Consider the following 17,100-nt stretch of genomic DNA (forward strand, 5'->3'; position numbering starts at 1 on the left):
GCTGACTCAATGCGCTGGCTGCAGGTGGGCGGGGTCGGTGCTGTCCTGCCGATCGGGCATGTAGGCTGCAATCTGGCAGCCGATCGACGCAACGTAGGGGATGCATTGCAGGCACAGGATGCCGACCCAGAGCTGGGTTTCGATGCTGTCGGCGCCGCGCATGGCCACCAGCGAGATCGCGCCGAGGAGCAGCGCGAACAGCATGCCCATCTCCTCGCGGATCGGTCCGAAGAATGCCAGCGCGCCCTTTGCCTTCCATCCCTTGGGCGTTACTACGAATTCGCCCTTCTTCTTCGCCAGGCCAGCGAACACGCCACGCGCGATCGAGTGTGCCAGTCCGACCGACAGGATCGACGCGCCGAGGATGTCCTTCCAAGGGCAGTCCATCGTGCGGCGGTAGAGAATCGGGCCCAGTGCGGCCTTGAAAGCCATGAAGCCCAGAATCGGGAACGCCAGCGCAGTGACCGGCAGGCCGAACGCCTTGGGGAATGCGAGGATGCCCAGCGTCCACAGCAGACTGCCGAAGGCGAAGACCAGTTGCAGCGCATCGCCCAGCCACGCAAACCAGCCGGTGAGGAAGTGGTAGCGCTGCGCGAGGTTGAGCGTGCTGCGACCGACCATGTGCGGCAGGTGGTTCTTCAGAATCTGCATGGCGCCGAAGGCCCAGCGGAAGCGCTGGCTCTTGATTGCGGCAAAGTCCGAAGGGGTGAGGCCGCGGCCGAGGATGTGGTCCACGTAGCGGGTATCGTAGCCGCGTTCGATCAGGCGCAGGCCAAGTTCGGTGTCCTCGCAGATGCACCATTCCGACCAGCCGCCCACTTCGTCGAGTGCGAGCCGCCGCACCAGGGTCATCGTTCCGTGCTGAATCAGTGCGTTCCGCTCGTTACGATGGTGCATGCCGATGCGGAAGAAGCCGTCGAATTCCCAGTTGCACATGCGGCGGAAGGGCTGGGTCTCCCAATCGCGGTGCGCCTGCGGTGCCTGCACGACGGCAACGTCGGGCTTGTCGAAGTGCGGAATCAGACAGGCCAGCCATTCCGGATCGACGACGTAGTCGGCATCGACCACGCCGACGACCTCGGCGCGCGGATCGGTCACCTTGAGGCCGTAATTGAGTGCTCCCGCCTTGAAGCCGGGCCAGTTCATCAGGTGGAAGAAGCGGAAACGCGGGCCGAGTTCGGCGCAGCGTTTTTCCAGCGGCTTCCACAATGCTTCATCCTTGGTGTTGTTGTCGAGGATGAGTACTTCGAAGTTGGCATAGTTGAGCGCGGCCAGGCTGTCGATGGTGGCAATCACCATCTCGGGCGGCTCGTTGTGACAGGCGAGGTGAATCGACACGAAGGGCTGGTCTTCGGGCGCATGCGGGGGGAGTGGCATGAAGCGGCGCTGCCACTTGTCCTTGAACAGGATCTCGCCGAACTCGAAGCCATGCGACAGCAGGACCGCTGCCGTCATACCCGTGGCCGCAATGAGCATGCCCAGACCGATCAGGTCGCGCTGGGTGAGATAATAATCGACCGGGACGTTGAGGCCGATGATCAGCGTCGACACACAGGCTTGGATCATGCCCGCCAGGAAGATCCGTCCGCCGATGCTCCAGTCGGTGAGGAAGAAGGCGATCAGGAACATCGGCAGCAGCGCCAGCACGCCGGCATTACTCGCCTTCTTGCTCCAGTGCGGATCGCGTTGCACCAGCCCTTCAAGCGCGAACTTGGGTTCGCGGTCGGCATTGAACATGCCCCAGTAGGCACCGGCCCAGCCCTCGATCTCGACCTTCCACGGCTGGTCGATGGCTTCCATCAGAAAGTAGTCCATGCGCGCGGTACGCGGGTTGGCGAGGAGCTCACGGATGAAGCGCGCTTCGTTGTCCAGCGACGGTACGGCGGCACCGATGACCGGCCCCTTGCTCGGCCAGCCAATTTCGCCGACGACGATTTTCTTCTTCGGGAAGGCCTTGGCCAGCTCGTCGTAACGCTGGAATGCATAATCGACGGCGGCTTCCACCGGCACGCCCTCGTGATAGGGCAGCAGGTGAACAGTGATGAAGTCGACGTGCTTGGCCAGTTCCGGATATTTGAGCCAGACGTGCCACGGTTCGGCCGACGACACCGGCTTGCGTAACTGCTTGCGCGCGCGGTCGAGGTATTCGATCAACTTCTCCGGGCTGACATCGCCACGCAGGATGGATTCGTTGCCCACCATGACGCGCTCGATATGGCGCATTTTCTTCGCGGCCTCGATGACTGCGGCGATCTCGCGCTCGTTCTTTTCCTTGTCCGTGTCGAGCCAGGCGCCGGCCGTGACCAACAGGTCACGTTCGCCTGCCAGCGGCAGCAGATTCGGCAAATCGGTTACGCCATAAGTGCGCAGGTTGTCCGACATGCTGGCGAGCAGGTCGAGATCGCGCCCGAGCTCCGCATCGTTGGGATATTTTCCCAGCAGCGGGCTCTGATCGCGCTGAAATCCGTTGTAGGCAAAACCCTTGATGCTCTGAGTTGCGCCCGCGACTTCGGCGCCGCGGTTGAACTGCTGCCACAGCCAGTATTGAGCAAGCGCAACCAGCACCGCAATGGCAAAGGCCACGATCAGGCGGTAGGTGAGTGACGCAGCATTTTTCATGTCGAAGGCGTTTCCAGTCGAGGGCATGGATGCCCGGGTCGTCAGCAAGGGCGGCGTGGTACGTCGCAATTGAAGTATGACTCAGCGCAAACGCGCAAATTCACTCGGAACCGGGTATCTGTGACAGAATCCACGCCTTCCGAATTTACTTCAACGCGCAACATTTTATTCAGTCTTTCAGTCTCTTAGGAGATATTGCCGAGGCTGATTTGCAACAGGGCATGTGTTGTTCGTACGACGACTGATTTGTAAGGGAAAAGCAGCTTGAGTCGAAATGTTTTGTTCAAATATGGTGCGTGCTCGATCTTCATCGCTGGTGTTGTGGTGTTGATGCTTGTGCTCGGACTGCGCTACGGCGCGATCGAAAACGGCTTGCTGCCGCGCGACTGCACAGCGGCAGCTACTGCCGCGGATTTGTCCTGCAGCTTGAAGTGGGCGCTTGTACAGACCTTCCACCAGCAGCGCGTGGGGTGGTTCAGCCTGGTCTGCGGCTGTGCGGCGTTCATGCTGTCGTGCCGACGTCTGGCCTGGGCCGGCTGGTTAAGCGGTGTGGCCGGACTCGTGCTCTACAGCTATGACTACGCGGCCGTGGGCGGCTTGCTGTCATTGCTGGTGCTGTTGCGCCCGCACCAGCACCGGCAGCGCGAACACCAGGCCGGTTAGCAGCCAGCCGATGGCCTGGGGATTGGCGGGTTCCGGTAACCAGCGGCCGACGACCGCGAAGGCGAGAATCAGCGCACACACATGCTCGGCCCGGCCGGCGCCGGGACGCCACCAGCCGATGACACCGTAGATCATCGCGGGTGCGAGGTAGAGCAGCGTGGGAAAGTCGCGATAACGTGCATCGGCGAACAGCAGCAGTGCGGCGATGGCTGCGGCAAACAGTAGCACGCCGCGCAATACGCCAAGCGCATTGGCGGCGCTGAACTCGCGCTGCCGAAGTCCCGACCACGCCGCTTCGGCGTGAGGCAGAGGGGCGCCGGGCCAGCACGCCAGCGCAAGCGCGGATAGCACGCCAGCAATGGCAACCGCGCCGAGCACGCTCCACTCGATGGTATCGCGATAGGCAAGGACGGCGTGTTCCCAGTGCAGGACCGCGATCAGACCCGTCATGGCACCGCTCAGTGTCAGTGCGCCGACGCGCAGCATGGAAGCCTTGCCGGCGCTTGAATACAGGGCCAGTATCAGGGTGAGCAGCGCACCGAGCGATGCGCCGGCAAGCGGGGTGACGAGATCCTCGCGTTCGGCCACAGGGCCGGCAAGGGGAAACTTGGGCAGCAGGGTCTGTGCATCGAGCATGCCCCAGAAGCCGCCAACCGTGCCCTCGAGACGGCGCTTCCACGGCTGGTCGATGGCCTCGATGAGATTGTAGTTCCACCCGCTGGCATGGGCTTGATGGATGAACTCGCGGATATAGCGCGCCTGATTGACACGTGACGGCTTCGATGCTTCACGCTGGCGTCCGGCGCTGGGCCAGCCGGTTTCGCCGATCAGGATGTCCTTGCCCTTGAAGTGGTTGGCCACTTCGGTGCGGATCTGTCCGACGTGGCCGATGGCCTTCTCGATATCGACCGGGTCATCCTCCCAGAACGGCAGAATGTGTACCGTCACGAAGTCGACTGCGTCCGCAAGGCTGTCGTTGCGTATCCAGAACTCCCAGACGTCGGCATAGGTGACGGGGACGTCCGTCCTGGCCTGTGCGTACTCAATATAGCCGCGCATCTCGTCGACCGTGCGCTCCCGCCTGAGCAGCACCTCATTGCCGACGATCAGCGCCTTGACCACGTCCGCATTGTCGTTGGCGACCTTGAGGGCGTGATCGAGTTCGAGCTGGTTCCTGGCGCGTTCGTAGCCGATCCAGGCACCGACGAGTACCTTGATGCCCAACTCGCGGGCGACGGATGGCACCTGGTCCAAACCTTGATCGACGGAATAGAGGCGCACGCACTCGGTGATCTTTGCCAGTGCTGCGAGGTCGTCGGCGATCTGCTCACGCGAGATGACGGCCTTGGCGTCGAACGGTGTCTGACCCGGGCGATGGTAGGGGGCGTAAGAGACGCATTTCAGCCGTTCGCCGCCCGCAAGCTGGAGATCGTGCATCGACACCGGCCGGGCTTCCCAGGTTACCCACGCGAGGAGTGTAACGAGTCCGGCCAGATGGGTGATCAGCAGGGCGATCCAGAGCGATCGGCGTTTCGGGCTGGGTGAGGTCATCGGTGGCCGGCAGGTATTGTGGAAGTCGACAAAAAAAATGGCGTACAGGGCGCAAAAAAGCCACGCCCGCAGGCGTGGCTTCGTTGCGAAGCGCGTGGATTCTAACCCGGAAGCGGGTTCGGCCCGCGTTCAGTCGGCGTAATCGCTCATCGGTACGCAGGCGCAGAACAGGTTGCGGTCGCCGTGCACATCATCGATGCGATTGACGCTGGGCCAGAACTTGTTCTCAGCCACCCACGGCAAGGGGAAGACCGCCTGCTCGCGGGTATAGGGCCGGTCCCACTCGCCCATGATGTCGGCTTGCGTATGGGGTGCATTCCTGAGCGGATTGTTGTCTGGCTGCCAGCTGCCGTTCTCGATCTGACGCACTTCCTCGCGGATTGCGATCATCGCCTCGACAAAGCGGTCGATTTCGGCCAGGTCTTCGGATTCTGTCGGCTCGACCATGATCGTTCCCGCCACCGGGAAGGACATGGTCGGTGCATGGAAACCGTAGTCCATCAGGCGCTTGGCAATATCGACTTCAGAGATGCCGGTCGCGGCCTTGATCGGGCGGATGTCGAGGATGCACTCATGCGCGACCCGACCCTTGCTGCCGGTGTAGAGCACCGGGTAATGCGCGCCGAGCCGGTTGGCGAGGTAGTTGGCATTGAGGATCGCCACTTCAGTCGCGCGCTTGAGTCCGCTGCCGCCCATCATCGCGATGTACATCCACGAGATCGGCAGGATGCTGGCCGAGCCGAAGGGCGCGGCAGACACGGCGCCCTGGCCCTTGTGCGCGCGCTCCGCTTCGCCCGTGGGGGCGACGACGTGGTCGGCCATAAAGGGGGCGAGGTGGGCCGCGAGCCCGATCGGGCCCATGCCGGGGCCGCCACCGCCGTGCGGAATGCAGAAGGTCTTGTGCAGGTTCATGTGCGACACGTCGGCACCGATGGAGGCGGGCGAAGTGAGGCCGACCTGCGCATTGAGGTTGGCGCCGTCCATGTACACCTGACCGCCATTTTCATGCACGACGGCGCAGATCTCGCGGATCGACGCTTCGAATACGCCGTGTGTCGACGGGTAAGTGATCATCAGCGCGGCCAGTTCATTGCTGTGCTGGGCGGCCTTGGCCTTGAGGTCTGCCACGTCGACGTTGCCGCGCTCGTCGCAATCCACGACCACCACTTTCATGCCACACATCTGTGCGGTGGCAGGGTTGGTGCCGTGCGCGGACTTCGGGATCAGGCAGACTTTGCGCTGGGTGTCGCCGCGACTGGCATGGTAGCGGGCGATGGCGACGAGACCGGCGTATTCGCCCTGCGCGCCCGAGTTGGGCTGCATGCAGATTGCGGGAAAACCGGTCACGGCGCGTAGGTAGTCGGCCAGCCCTTCGATCATCTGCAGATAGCCCGTCGCCTGCTCACGCGGCACGAAGGGGTGCAGATTGGCAAATTCCGGCCAGGTCACCGGAATCATCTCGCTGGTCGCGTTCAGCTTCATGGTGCAGGAGCCGAGCGAGATCATCGAATGGTCGAGCGCGAGGTCGCGGTTCTGCAGCTTCTTGAGGTAGCGCAGCATCTCGTGTTCGGTGTGGTGGGTGTTGAACACCGGGTGCGAGAGGACTGCGTCGGTGCGCAACAAGGCGGCGGGGATGGCGCCGCCAGCCTGCGCGACGCTGACGTCGAGCGCGTCGACATTGGCCGTGGCGCCGAAGCAGCCCAGCACGGTCTGAATGTCTTCCCGGGTCGTGGTTTCATCGACCGATACCCCGATCGAGGTGGCCGACGCATGACGCAGGTTGTAACCGGCGGTATCTGCGGCGGTCAGGATCTGCGCCGTGTGAACACCGGTATCGACTTCAATGGTGTCGAAGAAACTTGCGCTTGCGAGCTTGAAGCCGGCAGCACGCAGACCTTCGGCGAGGATGGCCGTGTGGCGGTGGATACGCGCTGCGATCGTCTTCAGCCCCTGCTGGCCGTGATAGACCGCATAGAAGCCCGCCATGTTGGCCAGCAGCACCTGCGAGGTGCAGATGTTGGAGTTGGCCTTTTCGCGGCGGATATGCTGTTCGCGCGTTTGCAGCGCCATGCGCAGCGCGGTGTTGCCGCGGGCGTCTTTCGATACGCCGATGATCCGACCCGGCATCGAGCGCACATGCGCCTCGCGGGTGGCGAAAAACGCCGCGTGCGGGCCGCCGAATCCCATCGGCACGCCAAAGCGCTGTGCCGAACCGAGGGCGATGTCGGCACCGAGGGCGCCCGGACTCTTGAGCAGGACCAGCGCCATCAGGTCGGAAGCGACGGCGACGACCGCGCCTTTCGCCTTCAATGCCGAAATCGGCGCGGCAAGGTCGGTGACGGCGCCGTGTGCGTTCGGGTACTGCAGCAGCGCACCGAACACGTCATGGTCGCCTGCACTTGCCGCATCTCCGAATACGAGTTCATAGCCGAAGTAATGCGCACGGGTGCGTACGACGTCGATGGTCTGCGGGAAGGTGGCTGCGTCGACAAAGAAGGCATTGGACTTCGACTTCGACACCCGCCGCGCCATGGTCATGGCTTCGGCCGCCGCGGTGGCTTCGTCCAGCAGCGAGGCATTGGCCAGTTCGAGTCCGGTGAGGTCGATCACCATCTGCTGATAGTTCAGTAGCGCCTCGAGGCGGCCCTGCGCAATCTCCGCCTGGTACGGGGTGTAGGCAGTGTACCAGCCGGGGTTCTCCATGACGTTGCGCAGAATTACCGCAGGCGTATAGGTGCCGTAGTAGCCGGCGCCGATCATCGAACGCTTGACGACGTTCTTCTCCGCGAGTTTGCGCAGTGCGTTCAGCGCCACATGCTCGGGCTGGGGCGCGGCCAGCGGCAAGGGCGCTTCGAGGCGAATGGCGGCCGGAACCGTCTGGTCGATCAGGGTATCGACGTCGGCAACGCCGATGGCGGCGCACATCCGGGCAATCTCGTCGGCGTTGGGGCCGATGTGGCGATGAATGAAGGCATCGCGCTGCTCGAGCTGCGCAAGCGGGGCGGAGAGGAGGGTGTCGGTCATGTCGGATACGGCTGCGAGTTTGGGAGCGGAGCGGAGCGGCCGGCAGGCACCGCAAGGTGCCCGCCCGTGTGGCTTGCTTACTGTGCGGTTTCGGCGGTGTAGCCCGCGGCGTCGAGCAGACCGTCAACATCGGCCGCATTGGCGGGTTTGAGTTTGAACAGCCAGGCGCTGTAGGCATCGGCATTGACGCTTTCGGGCGCGTCGATGACGTCCTGGTTGGCCGCGATGATTTCACCGGCAACCGGGGCGTAGATGTCGGAGGCCGCCTTCACCGATTCGATGACGGCGCAGGCTTCGCCGGCAGCGAGCTGGCGACCGGCTTCGGGCAGTTCGAGGAAGACCACATCGCCCAGCGCTTCCTGCGCATGATCGGTCACGCCGATGGTCAGGCTGCCGTCGGCTTCGACGCGAATCCATTCGTGGGACGCGGTGTACTTCAGATCGGCGGGGACGTTGCTCATGTAATTCTCCGGTATATGTGTGGAGTGCGAAACGGGACGGGAAAAGAGGGGGCGCAACGGCGGCGATGGCGATCTGGCCTCGCTCGCCCGGTCGCGCCAGATCAGGCGACTGCCTTGCCGTTACGGACGAAGGGCAGGCGTACGGCACGCGCCTTGAGCAGCCTGCCTCGGACATCGACGTCGACAAGGTCGCCGGGTTCGGCCGCAAGCGGGAGACGCGCAAAGGCAACCGACTTCTCCAGCGTCGGAGAAAAGCTGCCGCTGGTGGTCTCGCCCTCACCAGCAGGCGTGATCACCTTCATGTGGGCGCGCAGCACGCCCTTGTCCTCGAGGATAAGGCCGAGAACGCGGCGGCTGGCAGGGGTGGCCAGCAGTGCCGCCTTGCCGACGAAATCGCGCGATTCGTCCTTGAAGTCGACCGTCCACCCGAGCCCGGCATCGAGCGGCGACACCGTTTCGTCCATGTCCTGGCCATAGAGGTTCATGCCGGCTTCCAGGCGTAGCGTGTCCCGCGCACCCAGCCCACAGGGCGCAACGCCTGCGGCGGTGAGTCCATTCCAGGCTGCGGCAGCCTGATCGGCAGGCAGGGCGATCTCGAAGCCGTCCTCGCCCGTGTAGCCGGTGCGACCGACAAAGATGTCGCCGACGGCGGTCCCCGAGAACGGCTTCAGCGGCTCGCTTGCGCTGCGCAGCGCGGGCAGGGCCTGCCAGGTCTTTGCTCGCGCGTTCGGGCCCTGCACCGCGATCATGGCGAGGTCGCGGCGTGCGTTGAGGCTGACGTTGGCGGCAGTTGTGGCAATGCGCTTGCGCATCCACGCCACGTCCTTGTCCGCTGTGCCGGCATTGACCACGATGCGGTAGCAGGTGTCCGACAAGCGATAGACAATGAGGTCGTCGATCACGCCGCCGTCTTCGTTGAGCATGCACGAATACAGAGCCTTGCCGGGCTCCCTGAGCTTGGCCACGTCATTGGCGAGCAGGCCGCGCAGGTAAGGGGTGGCGTCGGCACCGTCGAGATCGAGCGAGAGCATGTGGGAGACGTCGAACATGCCGGCATCGCGGCGTACGGCGTGGTGCTCTTCAATCTGCGACCCATAGTTGACCGGCATGTCCCAGCCGGCAAAATCGACCATGCGGGCGCCTGCGGCGACGTGGGTGGCATGGAGAGGGGTCTGTCTGGCGAGTGTATTCATCACTGCTCCGGAAACGTGGACGAAAAATGGGGCGATACCGGCAATCTGCCTGGTTCGCCCCATCTGTCCCTTGTACCTGAGAGATTCCGGCGCCATGTGCGTGCCGGGTGCCCCTTCGGTGGATGCGCAGCCCGCCGCTTGACGTGCCCGTATCGCTCTCCAGAATTTCCTTGCCGTGCGCGGTCCTTTTGCCTGAGCGATTCCGGGGGGTTACGCCTTCGGCGACTCTGCAGGAGAGTGCTCTCCCGCGCATCGTTGCGGAAGATAGCACTCCTGAGGAGATCGCCGCAACCCGCTCCGGAGGCTTTCCGAAAGATGTCGACGCGGTGTTTTGCGATGCGCATGGCGGCAGTCTGCAGCCAGGATGCGCTACACTGCCGCCTCTGGCGCAGGACGACCCCGTCGTCGCCAATCCTTTTTCAGTTTTTACGGAATATCAGATGTTCGAGGCTGTCCGCAAAAATCAGCGTGTTGCTCAGGTGATCCTGGCCATCCTTATCGTGCCCTTTGCCTTTTTCGGCCTGGATTCGTACTTCAGGGACGGGCCAGGCGGTGGCGAGGTTGCCAAGGTCGGCGGCACGCCCATCATGGCTGCCGAGTTTGAACAGGCCTTGCGCGAGCAGCAGGATCGCCTGCGCAGTCAGTCGGACGGCCCGGTCGATCGCAGCCTGCTCGAGTCCGAGGCCTTGCGGCGCGCGGTGGTGGAGAACCTGGTCAATCGTCGGGTGCTGGCGCTGTACGCTGCGGAAAACCGCATGGTGGTCACGCCGGCGCAATTGCAGCAGACCATCTCCGAGGTGCCGACCTTCCAGGAGGATGGCCGTTTCTCGCTCAAGCGCTATGAAAACCTGCTGCGCGCGCAGGGCATGTCGCCCGCCATGTTCGAGGCGCGTCTGGCGCAGGACGTCAGGGTGCAGCAACTGGCGTTGCCGGTGGGCGAGGGGGGCTTCGTTGCCGAAGCCTCGGCGGGTCGCTTCCTGTCGGCGCAACTCGAAGAGCGCGAAGTGAGCGAACTGCACTTTCCCGCGAGCCGGTATCTGGATCAGGTGAAACTGGCCGACGATGCAGTACAAAAATACTACGACGCCAATGGCTCGAGCCTGGAACGGCCCGCACGCCTGAAGGCGGAATACGTCGTCCTCGATGAAGCCGCTTTGCAAAAGCAGATCAACGTAAGCGAGGACGACATCAAGGCCTATTACAAGGCCAATGCCTCGCGCTACGGACAGGCCGAGGAGCGTCGGGCCAAGCACATCCTGATTCAGGTTGCCGCGGACGCGGACGAAGCTGCGGCGAAGAAGGCGCAGGAGCAGGCCGACGAACTGTACGCACGACTCAAGAAGGACCCGACCCAGTTCGACGCACTCGCCAAGGAATTCTCGCAGGACCCGGGCTCGGCGTCCAAGGGGGGGGATCTCGGCTTCTTCGGTCGCGGCATGATGGTGAAGGCGTTCGAGGATGCCGCGTTCGCGCAGGCGAAGGGCGAGATTGGCACACCGGTTCGTTCGGACTTCGGTTTTCATATCATTGAGGTCAGCGACATCCGGCCGGCAACGATGCGCCCGCTCGATGCGGTGCGTGAGGAGATCCAGGCCGAGCTTGCCAAGCAGGCGGCAGGACGGAAATTTGCCGAGCTGGCCGAACAATTCTCGAACATGGTGTATGAACAGTCCGACAGCCTGCAGCCGGTGGCCGAGGCGCTCAAACTGGACATTCGTCATACCGACTGGATCTCCCGCGATGCACAGGCGCTGGGGCCCTATCAAAATGCCAAGCTGGTGGATGCCGTTTTTGCGGATGATGCGGTCAAGAATCGTCGCAATACGCAGGCCATCGAGACCGGCGGCAATACGCTCGTCGCCGCGCGGGTGACGGAATACGAAGCCGCCAGAAAGCCGCCGCTGGACGAGGTGAGGCCGGCAATCGAGAAGCAGTTGCGTGCCGAGGAAGCGGCGCGCATGGCTACCGCGGCCGGAGAGGCGGCGCTGGCGGCGCTGAAGAAGGGCGAGAAGGTTGAGGGCAGTTGGGCAGCTTCGCGCAAGTTGCAGCGCGGTGCGCCGTCGCTACCGGGCAATGCCATGCAGGCTGTGTTTTCTGCAACGAGCGTGAAGTTGCCCGCCTATGCAGGTGTCGGCCAGTTCGGAGAGGGTTACACGATCTATCGCGTCGATACGATAAACCGGCCGACCCTGGCGGCGGATGATCCGCGTCTCGCCGCTGTGACCAAACAATATGGGAAGGTGTTGGCCGAGCGTGATTTCGCGGCCCTGATTGCCGAATTGCGCCAGCGTTACAAGGTGTCCATCAGTCTCCCGCCGGTAAGAGCCGAGTAAGGAGAGGGTGCGTATTGCGCATTGTCCCTGGCGGGAAATGCGTAATACGCAAGCAAATCAAAAAAGCCCGGTGCAGGTGCATCCGGGCTTTTTTGTCGATGGGTCGGCGACGGCCTCCCCAAGCGGGGCTTACATCGGTTCGGCGTTGCCGAGTGCCGTCGTATTGAAGCCCGCATCGACATACATGATTTCGCCGGTCATGCCGCTGGCGAGATCGGAGCACAGGAACGCGGCGGCATTGCCGACTTCTTCGATGGTGACATTGCGGCGCAAGGGGGCGTTGTGCTCGTTGAACGAGAGCAACTTGCCGAAGCTGCCGATACCCGAGGCCGCGAGCGTCTTTATCGGCCCGGCCGAAATGCCATTGACCCGTGTGCCTTCCGGCCCGAGGCAGACCGCCATGTAGCGCACAGCCGCCTCAAGACTGGCCTTGGCCATGCCCATGATGTTGTAGTTCGGCATCGTACGCACCGCGCCCAGGTAGGACAGGGTCAGCAATGCACCGTTGCGACCCTTCATCAGCGGACGGGCGGCCTTGGCCAGGGCGGGAAAACTGTAAGCACTGACCTCTTGCGATACGCGGAAGGCCTCACGGTTGAAACCGTCGAGAAAATCACCTTCGAGCGCTTCGCTGGGTGCAAACGCTATCGAATGCACAAGGCCGTCGAGGCCGTCCCACTGGGCGCCGAGCTGTACGAAGAGATCATTGATCTGGGCGTCGTCCTGCACATCACAGGGGAAAAGCATCTGACTGTCGAAATCTGCCGCAAGTTTGGCGACGCGATCCTGAAAACGGTCATTCACGTAGGTGAACGCGAGTTGTGCGCCTTCGCGATGCATGGCCTTGGCAATACCGTAAGCAATCGAACGGTTGCTCAACAGCCCGGTGATGAGGATCCGTTTACCGGCGAGAAAGCCCATGGAATCAAAACTCCGAATGACAGAAGGCAAGATTATAGCGAAAACGGCTGGTCCGGTAGCTTGCAGGCCGAACTGACACCATTATCGATGTAATCGAGTTGTCGCCCCGCGCTCAAAACCTGCCAGAATTCACCCGTTCCAGGCTTCACCTCCGGGCCTCGTCTTCAACAATAAAGCGCCTCAAACTCAAGTGATCGTACGTCCTCGTCCCCACTGGATTCGCCTGCTCTTCGTTCGTCGTGGCTCGGTCCTGCACCGCATCCTTCCGCAATTGCTGTTCACCACGGGTCTGGCGTGCGCCGTCGTGATGGCGCATGGCCAGCTGTATCACTGGAAGGTCACGCTCACATCGAGCCCGTTCTCGCTCATGGGTGTTGCTTTGGCAATCTTTCTCGGTTTTCGCATCAACGCAAGCTACGATCGGTACTGGGAAGCACGCAAACTGTGGGGCCGGCTGCTGGTGGAGTCGCGCAATCTGACACGTCAGGCGCTGACGCTGACAGCGGCGGGCGCCGATGTGCGAGGGTTCGCTTGCATGCAGGTCGCGTTCTCACGCGCGCTGCGAAACCAGTTGCGTGGTCTGCCCCGGGCCGAAGGACTGACCGGTTTGCTGCCGCGAGAGCAGGTCGATCGCGTTTCAACGGCGCGCTTTGCGCCCAATCTGATCTTGCTGTGGCTTGCCGAGTGGGTACGAGATTGCCGCGAAGCTGGCCGGATCGACCCGATGCTCGCGCAGCGCATGGAGGTACCGCTGAGCGGATTTTCGGAGGTGCTGGGCGGTTGCGAACGAATTGCGAGTACGCCCTTGCCGTTCACATACTCCGTTATCCTGCATCGCACCGTCTACCTCTATTGCATGATGCTGCCGTTCGGTCTGGTTGACGGCATCGGCGCGATGACGCCGATCGTCGTCGCCTTCGTCTCCTACACCTTTTTTGCGCTGGAAGCGCTTAGCGACGAGATCGAGGAGCCTTTCGGCCTGATGCCGAACGATCTCGCGCTCGATGCGATGACTGCGGGCATCGAGGCCAGTGTGCGCGAGATGCTGGGTGAGCAGCCTGCGCCTGCACCGCAGCCGGACGACAGGTTCATCCTCACCTGAGCCGATGAATACGACCAGATCGAAACCTGCGGCGAGCCTTCCCCCGCGCCGGGGCGTGCGTAGCCTGCGTCGCTTGGGCGGGCTGTGCATGCTGTGCGCGATGATGAGCGCGTGTGGACCGGTACTCAACGACCCCTATCCGGCTGCCGAGCGGGGGGAGAACATCCTGTACACGGCGTTCACGCAGCAGCCGAAGCACCTCGATCCGGTACAGTCGTATAGCGAGGACGAGGCCAGTTTCCTGTACCAGGTGATTGAGCCGCCCCTGCAGTACCACTACCTGAAACGACCCTACGTTCTCGAAGCGGGGGTCGCCGATCAGATGCCCAGCGTCAGGCTTTACGATGCGGCGGGGCGCGAACTTCCTGCCGACAGCGATCCGGCCAAGGTCGCCTCGAGTGTGATCGAGATCCGCATCCGTCCCGGCATTCTTTACCAGCCTCACCCGGCCTTTGCTCGCGACGACAGCGGTGCATTGCGCTACGCCGCGCTGGGTGCCGAAGCCTTGCGGGCGATCCGGTCTCCGGTTGATTTCGCCGAAACGGCGACCAGAGAGCTCGAGGCAGGTGATTTCGTCCATCAGATCAAGCGTCTGGCCAGCCCGCACCTGCACTCGCCGATCTTTGAGCTGATTGCCGAGTACCTGCCGGGACTGAAGAAGTTGCAGGCACAGTTGCTTGCGGAAGCCAGGGAAACACCGGGCTGGGTTGATGTCGGCCGGTTTGAGCTCGAGGGGGTCGAGGTGGTGGATCGTTACACCTACCGAATCCGGCTCAAGGGTATCTACCCGCAATTCCTGTACTGGCTGACGATGCCGTTCTTCGGACCGGTGCCGCCAGAAGTTGATCGCTTCTTCGGCCAACCAGGCATGGCCGAGCGCAATTTGAGCCTCGATCGATGGCCTGTGGGTACGGGCCCCTACATGCTGGTGGAGAACAACCCGAACGCGCGCATGGTACTGGCCCGCAATCCGAACTACCGTCACGACACCTATCCGTGCGAAGGGGCGCCGGGCGACGCTGAAGCCGGCCTGCTGGACGACTGCGGCAAAGTCGTGCCCTTTGTGGACAAGGTGGTGTTCTCGCGGGAGCGCGAAGGCATTCCGTACTGGAACAAGTTTCTGCAGGGGTATTACGACGCCTCCGGCGTCTCGTCCGACAACTTCGACCAGGCAGTCACCATGACCAGCCACGGCGAGGTCAATCTGTCCGAGGACATGGAGCAAAAGGGCATCCGTCTGCTGACCACGGTGTCACCATCGATCTTCTACCTCGCTTTCAACATGCTCGACCCGCTGGTCGGCGGCGGCGAGAATGCGTCGGCGGCCGACAGCGACCGCGCGCGCAAATTGCGCCAGGCCATTTCCATTGCGCTCGATATGGAAGAGTTCGTCTCGATCTTTCTCAATGGCCGCGGACTGCCGGCGATGCATCCGATTCCGCCCGGTGTGTTTGGCGCCCGCGAGGGCGAGCGTGGCATCAACCCGGTGGTCTACCGCTGGGTCGACGGCAAGGCTGTCCGGCGCAGCCATGATGTCGCCAGGCGCTTGCTGGCCGAGGCTGGTTGGCCGGACGGCCGCAATGCGCGCACGGGAGAGCCGCTGGTGATTCACCTCGATACCACGCCGGGCGGGCTCGGCGACAAGGCGCGCTCGGACTGGCTGGCAAAGCAGTTCAGGGAACTGGGGGTGCAGTTCGTAGTGCGCCCGACCGACTGGAATCGTTTCCAGGACAAGGTTCGCCTGGGCAATGGACAACTGTTCTTTTTCGGCTGGAATGCGGATTATCCCGATCCGGAAAACCTGCTCTTTTTGCTCTACGGCCCTCAGGGCAAGGTGAAATATCAGGGCCAGAACGCGTCCAACTACGTCAATGCCGAGTACGACGCGCTGTTCGACCGCATGAAGGTGATGCCCGATGGCGCGCAGCGCCAGGCGGTCATCGACCGCATGATCGCGATCATCCAGCGCGATGCGCCGTGGGTGTTCGGCTTCTATCCGAAGTCCTATTCCCTGCAGCACGGCTGGGTGCATAACCGCAAACCCGGATCCATTGTCCGCAACGGACTCAAGTACCAGCGCCTGGATGTCGAGGCACGCGCACGGGCCCGTATGCAGTGGAACGCGCCGGTGCGCTGGCCGCTGGCGGTGCTCGTGCTGGCCCTGCTGGTCATCGCGCTGCCCGCGTTTCTGCATTGGCGCCGGCATGAACATGCAACGGCAGTGCGTGTGCGCGCGACGGGGAGGGGGGACTGATGCTGGCCTACGTGTTACGCCGCCTGTTGTATGCGGTGCCGATCCTGCTCGGTGTGAATCTGCTCACCTTCCTGCTGTTTTTCGTCGTGAATTCTCCCGATGACATGGCGCGCATCCAGATCGGGGTCAAACGGGCAACCCCGGAAGCGATCGAGCGCTGGAAGGTCGATCGCGGCTACGACAAGCCGATGTTCTTCAATGAAGCCGAGCGCGGCACGGCCAAGCTGACCGACACGCTGTTCTTCGACAAGTCGCTACGCATGTTCGCGCTCGACTTCGGGCGCGCCGACGATGGTCGCGACATCGCCAGCGAGATTCTCGAGCGCATGGGCCCCTCGCTGGCAATCGCAGTGCCGACCTTCCTGCTCAGCCTGTTTGCGTCGATCACGTTTGCCTTGCTGCTTGTATTCTTCCGCGCCAGCTACCTGGACTTCTGGGGCGTGGTGCTGTGCGTGGCGATGATGTCCGTGTCGAGCCTGTTCTACATCATCGGCGGACAGTGGCTGGTGTCCAAACTGTGGGCACTGGTGCCGATCTCTGGCTATGCCGGGGGGCTGGATTCCTTTCGCTTCCTGGTGCTGCCGGTGCTGATCAGCGTGATTGCGGGCCTGGGGTCGAGCGCGCGCTGGTATCGCACCATCTTTCTCGAGGAAATCTCGCGTGACTATGTGCGCACGGCACGCGCCAAGGGCTTGTCCGAACTCGCGGTGCTGTTTCGCCACGTGTTGCGCAATGCGCTCATCCCGGTGCTGACCGGCGTGGTCGTCGTCATCCCGCTGCTGTTCATGGGCAGCCTGTTGGTGGAGTCCTTCTTTGCCATTCCCGGCCTGGGCAGTTACACCATCGACGCCATCAATGCGCAGGACTTCGGTGTGGTGCGGGCCATGGTGTTCATCGGCTCGGTGCTCTACATCGTCGGCCTGATCCTGACCGACCTGTCTTACACGCTGGTGGATCCCAGAGTGAGGCTGGCGTGATG

Annotated in this window: 11 protein-coding genes and 1 riboswitch; of the genes, 5 read left to right on the plus strand and 6 right to left on the minus strand. The window is 62.8% G+C overall.

Annotated features, from left to right (window positions below; all coding sequences use genetic code 11):
- Positions 1 to 6: 6 nt before the first annotated feature.
- Positions 7 to 2,619 (minus strand): glycosyltransferase, encoded by a 2,613-nt coding sequence (locus J5J83_RS03505; protein WP_212345495.1) that lies wholly within the window; start codon positions 2,617 to 2,619, stop codon positions 7 to 9.
- 264 nt (positions 2,620 to 2,883) lie between these two features.
- Between J5J83_RS03505 and J5J83_RS03510 the strand changes: the two genes are divergently transcribed.
- Positions 2,884 to 3,282 carry a hypothetical protein gene (locus J5J83_RS03510; protein ID WP_249115602.1) on the plus strand — a complete coding sequence of 133 codons (399 nt, stop codon included), beginning with the start codon at positions 2,884 to 2,886 and terminating at the stop codon, positions 3,280 to 3,282.
- Here J5J83_RS03510 and J5J83_RS03515 read toward each other — a convergent pair.
- From J5J83_RS03515 to gcvT, 4 genes are all read right to left on the minus strand, one after another.
- The gene (locus J5J83_RS03515) at positions 3,223 to 4,833 is read right to left on the minus strand and encodes a beta-1,6-glucan synthase (protein ID WP_212345498.1); all 1,611 of its coding nucleotides are present in this window, start codon (positions 4,831 to 4,833) and stop codon (positions 3,223 to 3,225) included. The two genes, J5J83_RS03510 and J5J83_RS03515, sit on opposite strands and share 60 nt — an antisense overlap.
- A 129-nt stretch (positions 4,834 to 4,962) precedes the next feature.
- Positions 4,963 to 7,857: an aminomethyl-transferring glycine dehydrogenase gene (gene gcvP, locus J5J83_RS03520; RefSeq protein ID WP_212345501.1), complete on the minus strand. Its 2,895-nt coding sequence runs from the start codon at positions 7,855 to 7,857 to the stop codon at positions 4,963 to 4,965.
- 77 nt (positions 7,858 to 7,934) lie between these two features.
- Complete coding sequence (gene gcvH / locus J5J83_RS03525; protein ID WP_212345504.1) at positions 7,935 to 8,318, minus strand: glycine cleavage system protein GcvH; 384 nt, start codon at positions 8,316 to 8,318, stop codon at positions 7,935 to 7,937.
- Positions 8,319 to 8,419: 101 nt separating this feature from the next.
- Positions 8,420 to 9,511: a glycine cleavage system aminomethyltransferase GcvT gene (gene gcvT, locus J5J83_RS03530; RefSeq protein WP_212345507.1), complete on the minus strand. Its 1,092-nt coding sequence runs from the start codon at positions 9,509 to 9,511 to the stop codon at positions 8,420 to 8,422.
- Positions 9,512 to 9,681: 170 nt separating this feature from the next.
- Positions 9,682 to 9,769: riboswitch (glycine riboswitch) on the minus strand.
- 182 nt (positions 9,770 to 9,951) lie between these two features.
- On the opposite strand from gcvT, the gene J5J83_RS03535 reads away from it, so the two are divergent.
- Positions 9,952 to 11,844, plus strand: coding sequence for a SurA N-terminal domain-containing protein (locus tag J5J83_RS03535; protein WP_212345509.1), 1,893 nt, complete (start codon positions 9,952 to 9,954; stop codon positions 11,842 to 11,844).
- A gap of 129 nt (positions 11,845 to 11,973) precedes the next feature.
- On the opposite strand, the gene fabI is transcribed toward J5J83_RS03535, so the two are convergent.
- Complete coding sequence (gene fabI / locus J5J83_RS03540) at positions 11,974 to 12,765, minus strand: enoyl-ACP reductase FabI (protein ID WP_212345511.1); 792 nt, start codon at positions 12,763 to 12,765, stop codon at positions 11,974 to 11,976.
- A 190-nt stretch (positions 12,766 to 12,955) separates the two neighbouring features.
- Between fabI and J5J83_RS03545 the strand changes: the two genes are divergently transcribed.
- From J5J83_RS03545 to J5J83_RS03555, 3 genes are all read left to right on the plus strand, one after another.
- Complete coding sequence (locus J5J83_RS03545; RefSeq protein WP_212345513.1) at positions 12,956 to 13,867, plus strand: bestrophin family ion channel; 912 nt, start codon at positions 12,956 to 12,958, stop codon at positions 13,865 to 13,867.
- 88 nt (positions 13,868 to 13,955) lie between these two features.
- The gene (locus tag J5J83_RS03550) at positions 13,956 to 16,121 is read left to right on the plus strand and encodes an ABC transporter substrate-binding protein (protein ID WP_212352769.1); all 2,166 of its coding nucleotides are present in this window, start codon (positions 13,956 to 13,958) and stop codon (positions 16,119 to 16,121) included.
- Positions 16,121 to 17,098, plus strand: a complete 978-nt coding sequence (locus tag J5J83_RS03555; protein ID WP_212345516.1) for an ABC transporter permease — start codon at positions 16,121 to 16,123, stop codon at positions 17,096 to 17,098. Before J5J83_RS03550 ends, J5J83_RS03555 begins: the two co-directional genes overlap by 1 nt.
- The last annotated feature ends 2 nt before the right edge of the window (positions 17,099 to 17,100 follow it).

Source organism: Azoarcus sp. L1K30, from assembly GCF_018122735.1.
In the GTDB taxonomy this organism is placed as follows: domain Bacteria; phylum Pseudomonadota; class Gammaproteobacteria; order Burkholderiales; family Rhodocyclaceae; genus Parazoarcus.

Bases quoted from the DNA above. Each gene is read 5' to 3' on its own strand.
- J5J83_RS03505 (WP_212345495.1), bottom strand. From the start codon at position 2,619: ATGAAAAATGCTGCGTCACTCACCTACCGCCTGATCGTGGCCTTTGCC.
- J5J83_RS03515 (WP_212345498.1), bottom strand. From the start codon at position 4,833: ATGACCTCACCCAGCCCGAAACGCCGATCGCTCTGGATCGCCCTGCTG.
- gcvP (WP_212345501.1), bottom strand. From the start codon at position 7,857: ATGACCGACACCCTCCTCTCCGCCCCGCTTGCGCAGCTCGAGCAGCGC.
- gcvH (WP_212345504.1), bottom strand. From the start codon at position 8,318: ATGAGCAACGTCCCCGCCGATCTGAAGTACACCGCGTCCCACGAATGG.
- gcvT (WP_212345507.1), bottom strand. From the start codon at position 9,511: ATGAATACACTCGCCAGACAGACCCCTCTCCATGCCACCCACGTCGCC.
- J5J83_RS03535 (WP_212345509.1), top strand. From the start codon at position 9,952: ATGTTCGAGGCTGTCCGCAAAAATCAGCGTGTTGCTCAGGTGATCCTG.
- fabI (WP_212345511.1), bottom strand. From the start codon at position 12,765: ATGGGCTTTCTCGCCGGTAAACGGATCCTCATCACCGGGCTGTTGAGC.
- J5J83_RS03550 (WP_212352769.1), top strand. From the start codon at position 13,956: ATGCTGTGCGCGATGATGAGCGCGTGTGGACCGGTACTCAACGACCCC.
- J5J83_RS03555 (WP_212345516.1), top strand. From the start codon at position 16,121: ATGCTGGCCTACGTGTTACGCCGCCTGTTGTATGCGGTGCCGATCCTG.